Source organism: Paraburkholderia phytofirmans OLGA172, from assembly GCF_001634365.1.
GTDB lineage: Bacteria > Pseudomonadota > Gammaproteobacteria > Burkholderiales > Burkholderiaceae > Paraburkholderia.
This window is the reverse complement of sequence record NZ_CP014578.1, coordinates 1023291-1039319: the sequence shown is the minus strand read 5'-3', so window position 1 is coordinate 1039319 and position 16029 is coordinate 1023291. Positions and strand designations below refer to the sequence as shown.

At 63.5% G+C, this 16029-nt stretch carries 14 protein-coding genes; 7 read left to right on the top strand and 7 right to left on the bottom strand.

Going from position 1 to position 16029, the window contains the following annotated elements; all coding sequences use genetic code 11:
• Nucleotides 1-269: 269 nt before the first annotated feature.
• The 4 genes from AYM40_RS41245 to AYM40_RS39905 are packed head-to-tail and all read right to left on the bottom strand — an operon-like array spanning nucleotide 270 to nucleotide 2780.
• Entirely contained in the window at nucleotides 270-1193 is a 924-nt protein-coding gene (locus AYM40_RS41245; RefSeq protein ID WP_063495164.1) for a hypothetical protein, read from the bottom strand.
• Nucleotides 1190-1663 (bottom strand): DNA-deoxyinosine glycosylase, encoded by a 474-nt coding sequence (locus tag AYM40_RS04415; RefSeq protein ID WP_063495163.1) that lies wholly within the window; start codon nucleotides 1661-1663, stop codon nucleotides 1190-1192. The genes AYM40_RS41245 and AYM40_RS04415 overlap by 4 nt, the downstream gene beginning before the upstream one ends.
• Complete coding sequence (locus AYM40_RS04410) at nucleotides 1663-2433, bottom strand: chorismate--pyruvate lyase family protein (protein ID WP_082854938.1); 771 nt, start codon at nucleotides 2431-2433, stop codon at nucleotides 1663-1665. Before AYM40_RS04410 ends, AYM40_RS04415 begins: the two co-directional genes overlap by 1 nt.
• Nucleotides 2434-2459: 26 nt before the next feature.
• Complete coding sequence (locus AYM40_RS39905) at nucleotides 2460-2780, bottom strand: hypothetical protein (RefSeq protein WP_162493824.1); 321 nt, start codon at nucleotides 2778-2780, stop codon at nucleotides 2460-2462.
• On the opposite strand from AYM40_RS39905, the gene AYM40_RS04405 reads away from it, so the two are divergent.
• Nucleotides 2680-3186, top strand: a complete 507-nt coding sequence (locus tag AYM40_RS04405) for an OmpA family protein (protein WP_063495162.1) — start codon at nucleotides 2680-2682, stop codon at nucleotides 3184-3186. The two genes, AYM40_RS39905 and AYM40_RS04405, sit on opposite strands and share 101 nt — an antisense overlap.
• 189 nt (nucleotides 3187-3375) lie before the next feature.
• Here AYM40_RS04405 and AYM40_RS04400 read toward each other — a convergent pair whose 3' ends face one another.
• Complete coding sequence (locus tag AYM40_RS04400; protein WP_063495161.1) at nucleotides 3376-5178, bottom strand: tetratricopeptide repeat protein; 1803 nt, start codon at nucleotides 5176-5178, stop codon at nucleotides 3376-3378.
• A 271-nt stretch (nucleotides 5179-5449) separates the two neighbouring features.
• On the opposite strand from AYM40_RS04400, the gene AYM40_RS04395 reads away from it, so the two are divergent.
• Complete coding sequence (locus tag AYM40_RS04395) at nucleotides 5450-5719, top strand: hypothetical protein (RefSeq protein ID WP_063495160.1); 270 nt, start codon at nucleotides 5450-5452, stop codon at nucleotides 5717-5719.
• A 156-nt stretch (nucleotides 5720-5875) separates the two neighbouring features.
• Here the strand turns inward: AYM40_RS04395 and htpG are convergent, their stop codons facing one another.
• On the bottom strand, nucleotides 5876-7774 hold the full coding sequence (htpG, locus tag AYM40_RS04390) for a molecular chaperone HtpG (protein WP_063495159.1): 1899 nt from the start codon (nucleotides 7772-7774) through the stop codon (nucleotides 5876-5878).
• Nucleotides 7775-7914: 140 nt separating this feature from the next.
• A complete protein-coding gene (locus AYM40_RS04385; RefSeq protein WP_063495158.1) occupies nucleotides 7915-9369 on the bottom strand; it encodes a PLP-dependent aminotransferase family protein in 1455 nt (484 codons plus the stop codon).
• Nucleotides 9370-9647: 278 nt separating this feature from the next.
• Between AYM40_RS04385 and AYM40_RS04380 the strand changes: the two genes are divergently transcribed.
• From AYM40_RS04380 to AYM40_RS04360, 5 genes are all read left to right on the top strand, one after another.
• Complete coding sequence (locus AYM40_RS04380) at nucleotides 9648-10337, top strand: VOC family protein (protein ID WP_063495157.1); 690 nt, start codon at nucleotides 9648-9650, stop codon at nucleotides 10335-10337.
• A 75-nt stretch (nucleotides 10338-10412) separates the two neighbouring features.
• On the top strand, nucleotides 10413-11609 hold the full coding sequence (locus tag AYM40_RS04375) for a PLP-dependent aminotransferase family protein (RefSeq protein ID WP_063495156.1): 1197 nt from the start codon (nucleotides 10413-10415) through the stop codon (nucleotides 11607-11609).
• 55 nt (nucleotides 11610-11664) lie between these two features.
• Nucleotides 11665-12129, top strand: coding sequence for a RidA family protein (locus AYM40_RS04370; RefSeq protein WP_063495155.1), 465 nt, complete (start codon nucleotides 11665-11667; stop codon nucleotides 12127-12129).
• A gap of 181 nt (nucleotides 12130-12310) precedes the next feature.
• Nucleotides 12311-13219: a PhzF family phenazine biosynthesis protein gene (locus AYM40_RS04365; RefSeq protein WP_063495154.1), complete on the top strand. Its 909-nt coding sequence runs from the start codon at nucleotides 12311-12313 to the stop codon at nucleotides 13217-13219.
• 366 nt (nucleotides 13220-13585) lie between these two features.
• On the top strand, nucleotides 13586-15952 hold the full coding sequence (locus tag AYM40_RS04360; RefSeq protein ID WP_063495153.1) for an EAL domain-containing protein: 2367 nt from the start codon (nucleotides 13586-13588) through the stop codon (nucleotides 15950-15952).
• Nucleotides 15953-16029: the final 77 nt, after the last annotated feature.

Here is a 16029-nt window from a genome sequence, read left to right as displayed (position 1 = left end):
CGAACGTGCGGTCAAGCCGGGGCGACCCGAGGCGGGACAGTGGTTTGAGGCTAGTGGGACGGGGCGTTGACGCGGGCGGGACACTGCTTCAACGCACGGCGCGAGCCCCGTGCAGCAGCGGGCCCGGGACCGGGTGACCGATGCAGGGCTCGCGCGCGAGCCCTTGAGCGCGACGCGGAGGCTGTGCGATGCGCGATGGGTTGTGACGTTGAGGACCGTCGCGTGGGCGCAACGAAGGCCGGGCTTCGCCAGCCCGACCGCTTCACTCATCAGATCGAGAAAGAGCCGCTGTTCTGCCCGGTCGATTCCTGCAGACCCTTGATCCACTTGCGCGCCGGCAAGCCGAGTTCCGCTTCGATCAGCTTCGCGCGTGCCTGCAGCGCCGTGAACGGCACGTTGAGCGCCGGGCCCGAGAACGCGATGGCGATGCGGTTGCCGTCATGCACTTCCGGCAATGCGACGACGCGGCCGTCGAACGCTTCGTTCAGACGCTTCATGTTGCGCACGAAGCTCGGATGATCGCCGAACAGGTTGATCGTCACCACGCCCGCCTCGGTCAGACATGCACGCACCGCACGATAAAAGCCGACGCTGTCGAGCACCGGGCCGCGCGCGGTTGCATCGTAGACGTCGATTTGCAACGTGCCGATCGTGCCGTGGTTGGCGCGGTCGTTGACGAAGTCCCATGCGTCCATTTCGTGCACGGTCAGACGTGCGTCGTCGTGCGGCAGTTCGAACATCGTGCGCGCGGCCACGACCACGGCCGGGTTCAGTTCGACCGCTTCGACCTTGGCGCGCTTCAGGAAGCGGTGTGCGAACTTGGTCAGTGCAGCCGCACCCAGACCGAGCTGGACGATCCGCTTGGGTGTTTCGATGAACAGCAACCAGGCCATCATCTGCTGCGCGTATTCGAGTTCGATGTGATCCGGCTTGCGCAGACGCATCGCGCCTTGCACCCATTCCGTGCCGAAGTGCAGGAAGCGCACGCCGCCCTCTTCCGAGAACGTGACCGGCGCGAAACGCGGCTTGCGCGGCGCTTCGATTTGCGGCGCGTCGTGCAGACCGTCGTCGTGCAGCGCGCGCTTTTTGTTGCGCACTGCTTTTTGTTTGTTCGGCGTGTGGTCGGCAGCGTCAGCGTCTTTGTTGCGGAATGCACGGGCTTCAGCCGAGGCGCGCTTGATCAGTTTCGTCATGTAAGGATGTCGCGCCAGAGACGCAATTTTTGGTCGAACGAGAGCATAGCATTCGCCGGACTCGACGAAGGCAATACGAGGGTGGCGTAGCCGGCTTCGCCGATCACCGGCGCAAAGCGGCCCGCCGTCTTGCCGTTGAAGCAGACTTTGGCAAGCTCCGGCGCATGGGCACGCAGCGAAGCGAAATCGTTGGGGCTGGCGTTGCGGATCGCGGCGTCAAGACTGCCTTCGCGCTCGCAGGCGGCGAGCACGTCCCACACGCCGATGCCGTGCGATAGCAAACGCCTTAGCCGTTCTTCATAGGCGAGTTCGGGAAGCGGTTCGTCGAGCACGGTGCCGAGCAAACGCCAGAACTGATTGCGCGGATGCGCGTAATACTGCGTCACCGCAAGCGACGCCTCGCCGGGAAAACTGCCGAGAATCAGCGTATGCGTATCCGCCGCGACAACGGGGGGAAAGCCACGCAGCATCAGCGCTTCGCCTGATTGTCTGATGCCGGTGTGTGCCCGGATTCTCGCGCACCCGGTTCGGAAAGGTGTTCTTGCTCCGCACGCGACGCGCCGTGGGCGCGCGACGCCGTATGCTCGAGCGGCCGGCCGTGCTCGCGCATATGAGTACGCTGCGGCGCGTGCGCGGGCGCCGGGTGCGCAGACGTTGTGCTCGCCGCATTGACTAGATTCGCCAGGTGCGCAAGCTGCGCCCACAGCGCCGGCAACATGCATTCGGTCACCATCAGCGGCGCGCCGTGGCGCTCGAACACCGAGCGGCGCGCGACCAGCGCGTGCGGCGGCGTTTCACCGATCTCACGCGCGGCTAACGGGTACAGGGGATGACGTGCCGTCAGTCGCCGGCTTACCAGCGACGAACGCGCGACGCTGCTATCGCTGTAGAGCAACTCGGCGAGCGGCCGTGTGCGCAGTCGGCGTATGGCCTGCCATACGCCGACGCTCGCCGCGAGCGGCGCAATACTATGCGCCGCGACAAACGGCACGCCGTCCACCGACAACACCACTTCCCGAACCCACACCGGCGCGCGCGGCACGAGCCCGAGCGCAGCGTGCTCGTCGGCCCATGGCAGCGCGACGGCTTCGCGCGTCACGCGCACCGCGACTTCGCCGAGCGCGCGCAAATGCGCGGTCAGCGATCCACCGCGGGTCAACCAGTCTTTCTGGGCGGCGCTAAAGCAGGGTAAGGGCGCGACACGCCAGTGGGCGTCGGCGGCATCGAAACGGATAGGCATGGTGTCGGATTATAACGGCGACGCCGTCAGAGGATTGCCAGCCCCACACCCGTCTTCCCTTCAGGCAGTTCCATTGACAGCCATTCGGACGCTGACCTGCTTTTTAACCAGATGTCGATTTCAGATAGTTCTGATTCTCCCTGCCCGCTGACGCGCGATACAACCTCCGGGCATTGCAAAGTCGGCGGTTCGCCCGCAATCGAAGGGCGTGCCATGTGATTGGATTCTGAAAGAGAAAATGAAAACATGAGAACATTTCTGGGCGTCACCGCGTGCGCAATGTCTGTCCTGCTGATGGCGGGGTGCGCGGCGCCGCTGAGCCGCGATAAAGAAACATCGTTGAACAAGGCCGTCGGCATCGAAGTGACGCCGGTTGCCAACGGTGTCTCGGTCAAGCTGCCCGAAGCCGCGCTGTTCGAGTTCGGCAAATCCGAAGTGCGCGGCGATGCGGCGGCAGTCATCAATCGTTCAGCCGTTCTGCTCAAGCGCAGCAAGAAGCCGGTGTTGGTCGAGGGCTACACCGACAATGTCGGCACGCTCGACTATAACCAGCAGCTTTCCGAAGCGCGCGCCACGGCGGTAGGTTATGCGCTCGTGGCGCGCGGCGTGGCGCTGGACCGGATCCGGACGAAGGGCTACGCGTACAACAACCCCGTCGCCGGCAACGACACAGCAGAAGGGCGCGCGCTAAACCGACGCACCGAGATCGTGGTGCGCGGCGAAACGATGGATACGCTGATGGGACAGAAGTAGGCGTTCGCCGCCTGACGCCAGGTTCGTAAAAGCGCCCGCGGTCATGATCTGACCCCGCAAAGTTGGACACCCGTCCAACAACTTGGGGTGCAGTTCAGTCATGCGGGCGTTTTTTACGTGTGTGCTCTTATAGATGCGGCTTTCCGGTTTCCGCGCGATTCACGCCATGCGCACCATTCGCGCGAACGACTATCGCGCGTCTGGCATCGCCCGCAATCTGGCCGCCACGCGTTCGACCACCGGCTCCCACACCCCCGGCTGCGGCTGCCTGAACAGTTCGACCGTGTCGTACCAAGGCTGCGCTTCCTCATTGCCCCAACACCAGTGTGAGACGTGATCGAGCATGGCCAGCACGGGACGCCCCAATGCGCCGCCCAGATGCAAAGGCGCGCTATCGATGGTCACCACTGCGTCGAGCGCGGCCACGTGCGCGGCCACGTCATCGAAACCGGCCTGGTAGTGCGCAGTCAGATCGCAAACGCAATATCCCTGCGCGCTCAAAGCCGTCACGTCGGCGTGACGGCCCGGCGTCAGCGGATGGAACACCACCGTGGGTAACGCGAGCACCGGAGCCAGCGCTGCAAGCGGAATCGACCGTTTCGCGTCGCGACGATGCGTCGGGCTGCCCGACCAAACGAGGCCGACATGCAATCGCGCCGGCTCCCCACTGTATGCACAGATCCGCTCGCGCCATGCGGCCGCGCGGCTTGCATCGGCAGACAGATAGGCGGCGCCGCGCACCTGCTCAGGCTGCAAACCAAGCATCGACGGCACGCTCATCATTGGCAGTCCAAAGTTCGGCTTGCCGAGGGGCCCGTCCTCGATGGACACGCAATCCGCGTAAAAGCGCACGAGCAGCGGCTGTAGCGCCCGGCGTACCGCGAGCACCAGCCGGCCACCCTCGTCACGTACGTGCGCTGCCAACTCGGGCACAAAGCGCACCATCTGGATATCGTCGCCGTTGCCCTGTTCGCTGTGCACGATCAGGGTCTTGCCGGCCAGCGGTTCGCCCTGCCAGCGCGGACACAGCCGCTCCATCACCGTCACGACGTTGTTCGGCTCGCGGTCGTCGCGCGTCAGACGCGCCGCGAAGTGCGGCCATGCGTTCGGCCAGTCACCGCGCCGCAACTTCAGATCGGCCAGATCGACGGCCGCCTGCGGCACGGACGGGTCGAGCGCGAGGGCCGCATGCAGCGCCGCTTCGCTATCCGCAAACCGCGCCTGCTCGGCAAGATACATACCGATCGCGGCCAGCACGTGGGCATTGCCGGGTGCGGCGGCGTCGACAGCGCGCATGGTCGCCTCTGCCGCAGCTGGGTCGTTGCACTGCCATTGCACATGGCTTAGTTGCCAGGCGATTTCGGCATCGGCGGGATGGCGCGCCAGCACCTCGCGACACACGCGTTCAACGGTGAGCCAATCGCGGATCTCCCGGAAAGCCAGCACGAGCTGCAGCGGCAACGCGGGGTGGATTGCCGGGTCGAGCGCATAGGCCCGCAACAGCGCCGCGCGACGCTCGGCTCGCGCGCCCGCATCCGGCAACGCCGCAAGCGCAATCGCCAACCACCAAGGCGCCCGGGCGTCTTGCGGCGTGTGCTGCTCATACGCGCGCAACATGTGCGCCGCCGCCGAAGGCGCGCTGCAGTGGTCGATCAGCCAGACGATCCATTCGACCGTCGCAGCCGACGGCTGCATGTTTACCGCCAATTCGCTGTTGCGCTGCGCAGCGTCGGCACGGCCCAGTGCGTCGGCGAACAGCGCCACGCGGGCATGACGCGTACCGCTTTCTGCCGCCTGCGCTTGCGAGGCACTGTGGTATGCCGCTTCAAAACGCCCTGCGCTCGCGCACAGGTCGGCGCGCAATTGCGGCGTGACACCCTCTGCAATGAGTTCGAGGGCTCGTCGCTCGGCGGCGTCGAAACCTTGCTCGCACAAGATCGACCACAGCAGATACACGGGATCGGCGGATTTCACCAGGATGGAATCGGACATAAGAATACAGAGAGGTTGTCGCACGCAGACGCGCACAATCGCAGAAATAAGACTCGGTGCATAAATGGCTTAGAGATTGCAAATAATCCTTTAAGCATCCGAATTTCGATCGCACGAGCATAAGACAATTGCGCGATTTCGCATCCCACAAATCAATCTCGATTTAGTTTTGTTGAACAGATTTGATTAGTTAACCATAATTATTTTCCGGTCGACTTCTAGCGGGTCACGAAATCGTCCGGATCGACAACCAACACACAGGAGCAAAGGCTTGAATACTACGAACACAAAAGAAACTTCTGACCGCATTGCCCATCTGGCGGCGGTTGTCCTACGGCGTCCGAGCGCCTTGTATCTGGAGAAGGAACTCGCCGGTTCGGCGCTCGCGCAGCATCACACGTCGAAGCAGACGAGCGCGGTGATCGGCAGTCTCGCGGCGAAAGTGCTGGCCGATCACCTCACCTGCCTGGAGGCAAAGGAACTCGCAGGGTCCGTGCTATCGCAAGTGCGGCATTTGCACGGTCAAGCGCCCGCGCGCTAAGGCCTCGCCATTGCCCACCTAAGCACCGTCGCAAAACCTCCTCCGGGCAGTCAGGCGACAAGGTACTGGGCAAAAAAATGCGCTGCCGAAGCAGCGCATTTTTCAACCACAAGCGTCAAATCGACGCCGGCCCAGGCTCAATTCAAACTCGAAAACTCAACCCGCACGCGCCAACAACAACGCGTTGGTACGCTTCACGAAGCTGGCCGGATCTTCCAGCGCGCCACCTTCGGCAAGCAGCGCCTGATCGAACAGCAGATGGCACCAGTCGTCGAAGCTCGCGCTGTCCGCATGCAAGCCCTTCACCAGCGCATGCTCCGGATTCACTTCGAGAATCGGATGGAACGACGGTGCGTCCTGGCCCGCGGCCTTCAGCATGCGCTGCAGATAGCCGCTCATTTCGCCGTCGTCGGCCACGAGGCAGGACGGCGAATCGGTCAGGCGGAACGTCAAGCGCACGTCCTTGGCCTTGTCCTTCAGCGCTTCTTTCATCTTGTCGACGAGCGGCTTGAATTCCTCGCCGACCTTCTCCTGCGCCTGCTTTTCTTCATCGTTCAGCGCGCCCAGATCGAGATCGCCGCGCGCGACGCTTTGCAGCGGCTTGCCGTCGAATTCGTTCAGGAACGACAGCATCCATTCATCGACGCGATCGGTCAGCAGCAGCACTTCCACGCCCTTCTTGCGGAACACTTCGAGATGCGGGCTGTGGGTCGCGGCCTGCCAGGCGTCGGCGGTCACGTAATAGATCTTCGTTTGCTCGGGCTTCATGCGCGCGACGTAGTCGGCGAGCGACACGGTCTGCTCCGGCGATTCCGTATGGGTCGACGCAAAACGCACCAGCTTCGCAATACGCTCGCGATTGGCGAAGTCTTCGCCGACACCTTCCTTCAGCACCTGACCGAATTCCTTCCAGAAGCCGGCGTACTTTTCGCGGTCGGCATCGTTCTCGGCGTTGGCCAGTTCTTCGAGCATCGACAGCGAACGCTTGGTCACGCCTTCGCGGATCGCCTTCACGTCGCGGCTTTCCTGCAGGATTTCGCGCGACACGTTCAACGGCAGATCGGCCGAATCGACCACACCCTTCACGAAACGCAGATACGCGGGCAGCAGTTGTTCCGCGTCGTCCATGATGAACACGCGCTTCACGTACAGCTTCAGGCCGGCGCGATGATCGCGGTTGAACATGTCGAACGGCGCATGCGTAGGCACATACAGCAGTTGCGTGTACTCGCTGCGGCCTTCGACGCGGTTATGCGTCCACGTCAGCGGATCCTGATGATCGTGCGAGAGGTGCTGATAGAACTGCTTGTACTGTTCTTCGGTGATGTCGTTCTTCGAACGGGTCCACAGCGCGCTCGCCTGGTTGACGGTCTCTTCCTCGTCCTTCGTGACCATCTCGCTCTTTTCAGCGTCCCACTCCTCCTTCGCCATCAGAATGGGCAGCGCGACGTGATCCGAGTACTTCTGGATGATCGACTTCAGACGATGCGACGACAGCAGGTCGTCTTCGTCCGCACGCAGATGCAGCGTGATGGTCGTGCCGCGCGCGGCGCGTTCTATCTGCTCCACCGCGAAATCGCCCTCGCCCGCGCTTTCCCAGCGCACGCCGTCCGAGGCCGGCAAACCGGCGCGGCGCGTTTCCACCGTGATCTTGTCCGCGACGATAAAGCCCGAGTAAAAGCCCACGCCGAACTGGCCGATCAGCGCCGCATCTTTCTGCTGGTCGCCGGAGAGCTTGCCGAAAAATTCCTTGGTGCCCGAACGCGCGATCGTGCCGAGATGCGAGATCGCCTCGTCGCGGCTCATGCCGATGCCGTTGTCGTCGATGGTGACGGTACGCGCGGTCTTGTCGTACGACACGCGAATCCGCAGATTCGGATCGTTTTCGTACAGCGCACTGTTTTCGATTGCTTCGAAGCGCAGCTTGTCGGCCGCGTCGGACGCATTCGAAATCAGCTCGCGCAGAAAAATTTCCTTGTTGCTGTACAGCGAATGGATCATCAGGTGCAGAAGTTGTTTAACTTCTGCCTGAAAGCTCATGGTTTCTTGTGCCATGGTCGGACTTCCTCTCTGTTACGAATGGGTTCTAGTCTGGCGTGGCGCTCGGCCGCGGGCCACATGGATCATATGGACCGCCGAGGCCGTGTCGCCGGATCGCCATATTGCGCGCTAAATTGGGGCGGCCCGGCGCGGTTTCAAGAGGCGCGCCGCGCGACGCCGTCCAGATAGCGGCACAGGAATGTCGACAGCTCAGGATCGCCACAGTTGGCGATATTGAAGCGCATCCAGGTGGTCGGCGATTGCTGCGGAGAAAACAGACTCCCCGGCGTCAGCAGGAAGCCTTCTTCGTGGCCCGCGGCCGCGAGCGCGCTCGCATCGACGCCGGTGTCGGCCCATAGAAACATGCCTGCCGTGGGCGTCAGGAACAGCTTCAGGCCGGTCTTCTCGAGCATCCGCACGGATTTTTCGCGCACGCCGTCGAGCCGCGCGCGTAGCCGCTCGACATGCCGGCGATAGTGGCCCTCGGTGAGAATCTTGTAGAGCACACGCTCGTTCAATTCGGGACTCGTCATGCCGACCAGCATTTTCTGATCGGCGACGGCCGTGGCCACCTCCGGGGCGCAGGCGATAAAACCCACGCGCAGATTGGGCGCCAGCGTCTTCGAAAAGCTGCCGAGGTAAATCACGCGCTTCAACTGGTCGAGGCTCGCAAGCCGCGTGCCGGGATAGCTCGGCGGGCACAGATCGCCGTAAATATCGTCTTCGACGACGATGAAGTCGTAGGCCTCAGCGAGACGCAGGATGCGGAACGCCTGCGCGGCCGTGAGTGACGTGCCGGTTGGATTCTGCAACACCGAATTGATCACCAGCATTTTCGGCCGCCACGTCTCCACCAGCGACTCGAGCGCGTCGAGGTCCGGCCCATCCGGCGTGTATGGCATGCCGACTAGCCGCGCGCCTTGCGACGCGAAGCGCCCGAACATCTGAAACCAGGCCGGATCGCCGACGATCACCGCATCGCCCGGCTTCACGTAAATTCGTGAAATCAGGTCGATGGCCTGGGTAATGCCGGAGACCATCACGATCTGATCCGGCGAAGCGCCGATTTCGAGCTCCTCCAGCCGCGTCTGCAATTGCTGGCGCAGCGGCAAAAAGCCCTGCGGCGTGCCGATGCCGAGCATCTGCGCACCGCTTTGCCGGCCGAGGGTGCGCAGCGCGTTCGTGATCAGATCGCCGTCGAGCCAGCGTCCCGGCAGGTAGCCCAGGCCCGGGCTGCGCTCGGGGCGCGCGCCCGTATGCAGCATATTGCGCAGCAGCCAGACAACGTCGATCGTCGCCGGCGCGGGCGCCGCCGCGGCGATCGTGCGGATCTCAGCCGTCGGCGCGCAGCCCAATCGTTCGCGCACATAGAAACCGGAACCGCGCCGCGACTCCAGGTAGCCCTGCGCCACCAGCCGCTCGTACGCCTCGACCACGGTGAAGCGCGATACGCCCTTGTCCAGCGCCAGCTTGCGGATCGACGGCATGCGCATGCCGGGACGGAACACGCGCTCCTCGATGCGGCGGCGCGCCCACTGGACGAGCTGCTCGACCAACGTCAGCGAGGCCGTATCGTGCGGGGTGGGAATCTGGGCAAGCGGGACGGACATAACGGGCTCCAACTGTACCGAACGGTATCGAATCGATTGTACCGTTACTGTGCCGGTCGCCACCGCTACATTCAAGGCTACATTCAAGATAAGCAACAGATGGCGAAGCGGCCCGAGCGGCATGCATTGCACACGAGCGACCTCGGACCAGACCAGCCCAAACGCCATCCGCCTGTCCCGCCGACCCGGCAAACGGTTATGCTTACGCCCCCGGCCACGCTGCTGCCGCATCCGGCGCGCGTTCCGGCTTACCGCAGAAACCGCTTTCCTGATCCGCCATGACTGCCCATTCGCTCCGTCTCGATCACCTCGTAATTTCCGCCCGCACCCTCGACGAGGGCACGCAGTACGTGGCCGACACGCTCGGCGTCGCACCGGCCGGCGGCGGCGCGCATCCGCTGATGCGCACGCACAATCGCCTGCTGAACCTGTGGGGCGGCGTGTATCTGGAGGTGATCGCGGTCGACCCGCAGGCCGCGGAACCCGCGGAGGGTGCCGCACCCCGTGCCCGCCTGTTCGCCCTCGACGACCCGGCGACGCACGCGCGGCTCGAAAAAGGGCCGTACCTGTCGCACTGGGTCGCCCGGGTCGCCCCCCCGAAGCGGCTCGCGGCGTGGCAGACGCAGTATCCACAGCGCATTGCGCCGATCGTGCCAATGACACGCGGCGATTTCAGCTGGGTCCTCTCGGTGCCTGACGACGGCGCGTTCCCCGCATGGCAAGGCGCCGGCGAAGGCGTGCTGCCGTCGTTGATCCAGTGGGACACGCCGCGGCATCCGTCGGCGGCGTTGCCGGAAACAGGCATCGCACTGAAAGCTTTGAAAGCGACACATCCGCAAGCCGACGTGATTGCCGCGCAATTGCACTGGCTGGGCGCGGCGCACCTGATCGCACTCGAACCCACGGAAGGCGCAGCGGCGCTCGTCGCCGAGTTTGAAACACCCGAGGGTCTACGGACCCTTAAATAAGCAGCGCGCGCGGGTCATCAACTCGCGCGATAATTGAAGTTTTGACCGGTTCCAGACATACCAGCAGAGGAGACCATGGACCAAAGCGACTTGAAAGCCCCCACGTGGCAACTGTCCGAACGCGCACGCAAGCTCACGAGCTCGGCGATTCGCGAGATCCTGAAGGTCACGGAACGGCCCGAAGTCATTTCGTTCGCGGGTGGCCTGCCCTCGCCGGCGACCTTCCCGGCCGAGCGCATGCGCGAAGCATCCGACCGCATTTTGCGCGACGCGCCCGCCGCGGCCTTGCAATACAGCGCGACTGAAGGCTATCTGCCGCTGCGCGAATGGATCGCGCAACGCTATTCGGTGAACGGCGCACAGATTCGCCCTTCGCAGGTACTGATCACGACCGGCTCGCAACAGGCGCTCGACCTGCTCGGCAAAGTGCTGGTGTGCCCGGACAGCCCCGTGCTGGTCGAAACGCCGACCTATCTCGGCGCGCTGCAATCGTTCTCGATGTACGAACCGCGCTACGTGCAGGTGCCGACCGACGAGCAAGGCCTGATTCCTGAAGCGCTTACGCCCGAACTGACGGCCGGCGCGCGCCTGTTGTATGCACAACCGAACTTCCAGAATCCGACGGGCCGCCGCCTGCCAGTCGAGCGCCGCCGCGCCTTGGCCGCGTTTGCGAAGACCGCACCGTTCCCGGTGATCGAAGACGATCCCTACGGCGCGCTCGACTACGCCGGTGAACCGCTGCCCACCATGCTGTCGATGGCGCCGGATCACATCGTCCATCTCGGCTCGTTCTCGAAGGTGCTGGCGCCGGGCCTGCGGGTCGGCTACATCATTGCGCCCGAAGAATTGATCTTCAAGCTCGTGCAGGCCAAGCAAGCCACCGATCTGCACACGCCGAGCTTCACGCAGCGCATCGTGTACGAAGTGATCAAGGACGGCTTCCTCGACACGCACGTGCCGACCATTCGCGAGCTGTATCGCGATCAATGCGCGGCGATGCTCGCCTCGCTCGCACGCTACATGCCCGAAGGCGTAAGCTGGAACCGGCCGGAAGGCGGCATGTTCGTGTGGGTGAATCTGCCCGCACAGATCGACAGCATGAAGCTGCTCGAAGAAGCCGTCGCGCAAAATGTGGCGTTCGTGCCGGGCGGTCCGTTCTTCGCGAGCGAAGCCCAGCACAACACGCTGCGCCTGTCGTTCGTCACGGTGCCGCCGGCCAAGATCGACGAAGGCGTGTCGCGTCTTGCGGCGCTGATCCGCGCGAAGGTCTAAGCGACCCGGCCACCTCGCCGGGTTACCGAATTTCACTACTGACCAAGGACACACCATGGCTCAAACGAATGTGTACGACAAGCTTAAGGAACTGGGCATCGAACTGCCGAGCGCAGGCGCTCCGGCAGCCGCCTATGTGATGAGCGCGCAAAGCGGCAACACGGTATACCTGTCCGGTCACATCGCCAAGAAGGACGGCAAGGTGTGGGCCGGCAAGCTCGGTGCCACCCTCACCACCGAAGAAGGCAAGGCCGCCGCACGCTCGATCGCGATCGACCTGCTCGCCACGCTGCACGCGCATGTGGGCGATCTGAATCGCGTCACGCGCATCGTCAAGCTGATGAGCCTCGTCAACTCCACGCTCGAATTCACCGAGCAGCATCTGGTCACCAACGGCGCGTCCGAACTGATCGCGGACGTGTTCGGCGAGCGCGGCAAGCATGCGCGCTCGGCGTTCGGCGTGGCGCAGATTCCGCTCGGCGCATGCGTCGAGATCGAGATGATCGCCGAGGTCGAGTAACGCACGCCAACAGGTTCGGCCGCTGGTTTGCCCAGCGGGTCGTCCTGAACATTCTGAACGCGTCGCGAGGTGCCAGTCACCCGCGGCGCGTTTTGCATGTGTGAAGAGGTGGATCGTTCCTTTGTCACCGGATAGAATCCGCGAATCCTACCCACCTGCTGGATTCGCCGGATTGCGCCCGATGCCCGCCAACACCGTTCGTTTTAAACAGGTCGACGTATTCACGTCGGTGCCGTTCAAAGGCAATCCGCTTGCTGTCGTGTTCGACGCCGACGCGCTCGATGCGAATCAGATGCAGGCGATCGCGCACTGGACCAATCTGTCCGAAACCACCTTCCTGCTGAAACCGACCGACCGGGCGGCCGATTATCGCGTGCGTATTTTCACAACGCATGGCGAACTGCCGTTCGCCGGTCATCCGACACTCGGCACCGCGCATGCGCTGCTCGAAAGCGGGTATCGACCGAAGCAGGCCGGCAAACTGGTGCAGCAATGCGGCGTGGGTCTCGTCGAATTGCAAGCACTGACTGAATCTGGATCGGCCGGCAACGTGCAAGGCGGCTGGGCTTTCGCCGCGCCTCCCGCGCGCGTCACGGCGCTCCCTCAAGATCGGTACGCGGCACTGGCTGCAGCTTTGCGTAGTGACGCAATCGATTTCAGTGCAACGCCCTGCGCGGTCGACAATGGTGCACCATGGCTCGTAGTACGCCTCAATTCAGCGCGCGACTGTCTCGCGCTGGAACCCGACGCCGCTGCGCTCGCCGACCTCGTGCATGCGATGGACACTCATGGTCTCGCCGTCTACGGCCCGCACGGCGCTGACGGCCCGGCCACCTTCGAGGTGCGCTGCCTGATGACAGGCGGTGGCTTCGGCATTGGCGAAGATCCGGTAACGGGCAGCGCGAACGCCGCGCTTGCGGGCCTGCTGAGCGCCCAGCAGTTGCGCCCGGGCTCACACTACACGGCCCGCCAAGGCACCGTACTGGGCCGCGCCGGCAACGTGTCGGTGCACTACGACGACGCAGCCGGCAAGACGTGGATCGGTGGGCCGTCGGTGACGATCGTCGACGGCACGTTCCGGTTGCCATGAACGGCGCGATTAATGCGCTATGCATGATGAGAGGCCTGGCACACCTGAATTCCGGATCCCGATGAAATATTCGAATACGAATGCCAGGCTGCGGCCCCAAGGCTGGCCGCGCCGGCTGCGAATTCACCCGGATGGGACGGTCGGCCGCGCCCGCGTATACCCGATGCCCGGACCCTTCCTTAATCCAGTGGCATTAAGTAATATCGAAACGTACCCGACGACCTGCGGACGGTCAGGCACGACGCCACGCCCCCTTCCCCTGCGCAGCAGTTCCGGCACCTTGGTCACCATGCAGCCACCCATGAAATTAGCGCAGTCGATGCTCGCGCAGTTGCAGCTGGCCGGCACCAGGGCACGGGCCGCACGATGAGCCAGTCCCGCTTCTCCGACCAGCACGAAGCCAAGCCCCGCCGCGACCCTGCCGTGTCGCGCCGCCGTGCCTTGCTCGTCATTCCCGCGCTCGGCGTGCTGGTCCTGATCCTGCTTTGGACCGTGATCTTCGCGCGTCTGTCGGTTGAGAAAGAAGCCACGAATCGTGAAGCGATGGCCTCCGCTGCGATTCTCTCCGCGGCGCTGGAGCAGCATACGGTCAAGGCGATTCACCAGGTCGACCAGATCACCCGCTTCGTCAAATACGAGTTCGAGAAAACGCCGAATCACTTCGATCTCTCCAGCACAGTCGAAAAAGGCGTGGTGCAAAGCGAGACACTGGTGCAGGTGTCGCTGATCGACGAGCACGGCAGGCTGATCGCCAACACGGCCGAACTCAATCCCAAACACATCGATCTGTCGGACCGCGAACACTTCAAGGTCCACGAACACGAGAACGACGACCAGTTGTACATCAGCAAGCCGGTGCTCGGCCGCATATCCGGCCACTGGACCTTGCAGATGACGCGGCGCCTGAATCATCCCGACGGCTCGTTCGCGGGGGTCGTGGTGGTCTCCGAGGACCCCAGCTATTTCACCAGCGACTTCTACAACAACGCGGCCATCGGCCGAGAAGGCGTGATCGCGGTGATCTCGGACAACGGCACGGTGTTGGCGCGCCGCACGGGCAGCGCCGAAAGCGCCAACGGTGCATTCTCGGCGAGCGGTTCGTATCCGACCTCGGAGCATGTGTCGGGCACCTACGTCGATTCGATCGACAACGTCACGCGCATCGTCTCGTACCGGCATATCGACGGCTATCCGCTCGGCGTGCTGGTGGGCCTGTCGCAAGCCGAAGAATTCGCCGACTACAACCACACGCGCAACGTCTATCTGCTGATGGCCAGCTTCGTCTCGCTCGCGATGCTGAGCTTCTTCGCGGTGGCCACCGGGTTGATCGGCAAGCTGCTCGGGCGCGAGCGGGAAATGACGCATCTGGTCGAATACGATCTGCTAACCGGTTTGCGCAATCGCTATGCGACGCTGCAAACGCTGCGGCACGACGTGGTTCAGCCCGCCAATCTCGGCCGCCTCGCGATTCTTTTCATCGACCTCGACAACTTCAAGACCGTCAATGACACGCTTGGCCACAACGCCGGCGACATCGTGTTGCAAATGACGGCCTCGCGCCTCGCCGCCGCGGTCGGCGACTGCGGCACGCTGAGCCGCATCGGCGGGGACGAGTTCGTCGTGGTGATCAAGGGCGACGACGTCGAGAAGCGCGCGGTCACACTCGCCGAAGCGGCGGCCGAAGTATTCGCCCAGCCTTTCGAAGTGCGCGGCAGCTCGTTCGTATTGCATGCAAGCATCGGCATCGCGCTCTACTCGGTCGCCAACGAGAACGAAATCGACCTGCTGAAAAAAGCCGACCTCGCGATGTACAGCGCCAAAGACGCGGGCAAGAACTGCTACCAGTTCTATTCGCCGCAGTTGTCGCACCGCGCGGACCATTTGATGAAGTGGGAACAGCAGTTGCGCGTCGCGCTCGCCGAAGGCCAGCTGTTTCTCGCCTATCAGCCGAAGATCGATCTGACGCGCCGCTGCATCACCGGGTTTGAAGCGCTGGTGCGCTGGAACCATCCGCAACACGGTCTGATCCCGGCCAACGAATTCATTCCAGTCGCCGAATCGACCGGCCTGATCGTGCCGATCGGCGACTTCGTGATCGAAACCGCCTGCCGTCAACTGGCGTTGTGGCAGCAACAGGGCTACGACACGCTGTCGCTTGCAGTGAACATCTCCGCGGTGCAGTTCTGGCGCGGCGATCTATACGAAACCATCGCGCACGCAATCGAGGAAAGCGGCATCTCCGCGCGCCGCCTCGAACTTGAAATCACCGAGACGGCGATGATGGAATACCCCGAACTCGTCTCGGAGAAGATCTTCGCGTTGAAGCGCCTCGGCGTGCGCATTGCGCTCGACGACTTCGGCACAGGCTATTCGTCGCTCTCCTATCTGAACCGCTTCTCGGTCGACACGCTGAAGGTGGACCGTTCGTTCGTCCAGGCGATTCCCGGTGACCGCAGCGTGTGCGTGATGGTCACTGCGATCGTCAACCTGGCGCGTTCGCTCGGGCTCACGGTAGTAGTCGAAGGCACCGAGACCGAAGAGCAGATCGCGTGGCTCGCCGGGCTCGGCCATATCGAGGCGCAGGGCTTCCTGTTCTCGCGTCCGGTGCCGGTCGACGCGATTCCGGCACTGCTCGAACGCTTCGGCGTATGCGGCATGAAGGGTCACCGCGCCGCGCATGAAACCGACAGCACCAACAGCGTGTCCAGCACCAGCGCGAGCACCAATAGCTGAGCGCGGCCCGGCTGTGGCGCGCCTAGCACACGGGCGCAGCGCCCAGCCTTTAGACGGATAAGCGGCGCCCCGCGCTT

Excerpts from the sequence above, each read along its gene's own strand:
- AYM40_RS41245 (WP_063495164.1), bottom strand. The coding sequence starts at position 1,193 with ATGACGAAACTGATCAAGCGCGCCTCGGCTGAAGCCCGTGCATTCCGC.
- AYM40_RS04415 (WP_063495163.1), bottom strand. The coding sequence starts at position 1,663 with ATGCTGCGTGGCTTTCCCCCCGTTGTCGCGGCGGATACGCATACGCTG.
- AYM40_RS04410 (WP_082854938.1), bottom strand. The coding sequence starts at position 2,433 with ATGCCTATCCGTTTCGATGCCGCCGACGCCCACTGGCGTGTCGCGCCC.
- AYM40_RS04405 (WP_063495162.1), top strand. The coding sequence starts at position 2,680 with ATGAGAACATTTCTGGGCGTCACCGCGTGCGCAATGTCTGTCCTGCTG.
- AYM40_RS04400 (WP_063495161.1), bottom strand. The coding sequence starts at position 5,178 with ATGTCCGATTCCATCCTGGTGAAATCCGCCGATCCCGTGTATCTGCTG.
- htpG (WP_063495159.1), bottom strand. The coding sequence starts at position 7,774 with ATGGCACAAGAAACCATGAGCTTTCAGGCAGAAGTTAAACAACTTCTG.
- AYM40_RS04385 (WP_063495158.1), bottom strand. The coding sequence starts at position 9,369 with ATGTCCGTCCCGCTTGCCCAGATTCCCACCCCGCACGATACGGCCTCG.
- AYM40_RS04380 (WP_063495157.1), top strand. The coding sequence starts at position 9,648 with ATGACTGCCCATTCGCTCCGTCTCGATCACCTCGTAATTTCCGCCCGC.
- AYM40_RS04375 (WP_063495156.1), top strand. The coding sequence starts at position 10,413 with ATGGACCAAAGCGACTTGAAAGCCCCCACGTGGCAACTGTCCGAACGC.
- AYM40_RS04370 (WP_063495155.1), top strand. The coding sequence starts at position 11,665 with ATGGCTCAAACGAATGTGTACGACAAGCTTAAGGAACTGGGCATCGAA.
- AYM40_RS04365 (WP_063495154.1), top strand. The coding sequence starts at position 12,311 with ATGCCCGCCAACACCGTTCGTTTTAAACAGGTCGACGTATTCACGTCG.
- AYM40_RS04360 (WP_063495153.1), top strand. The coding sequence starts at position 13,586 with ATGAGCCAGTCCCGCTTCTCCGACCAGCACGAAGCCAAGCCCCGCCGC.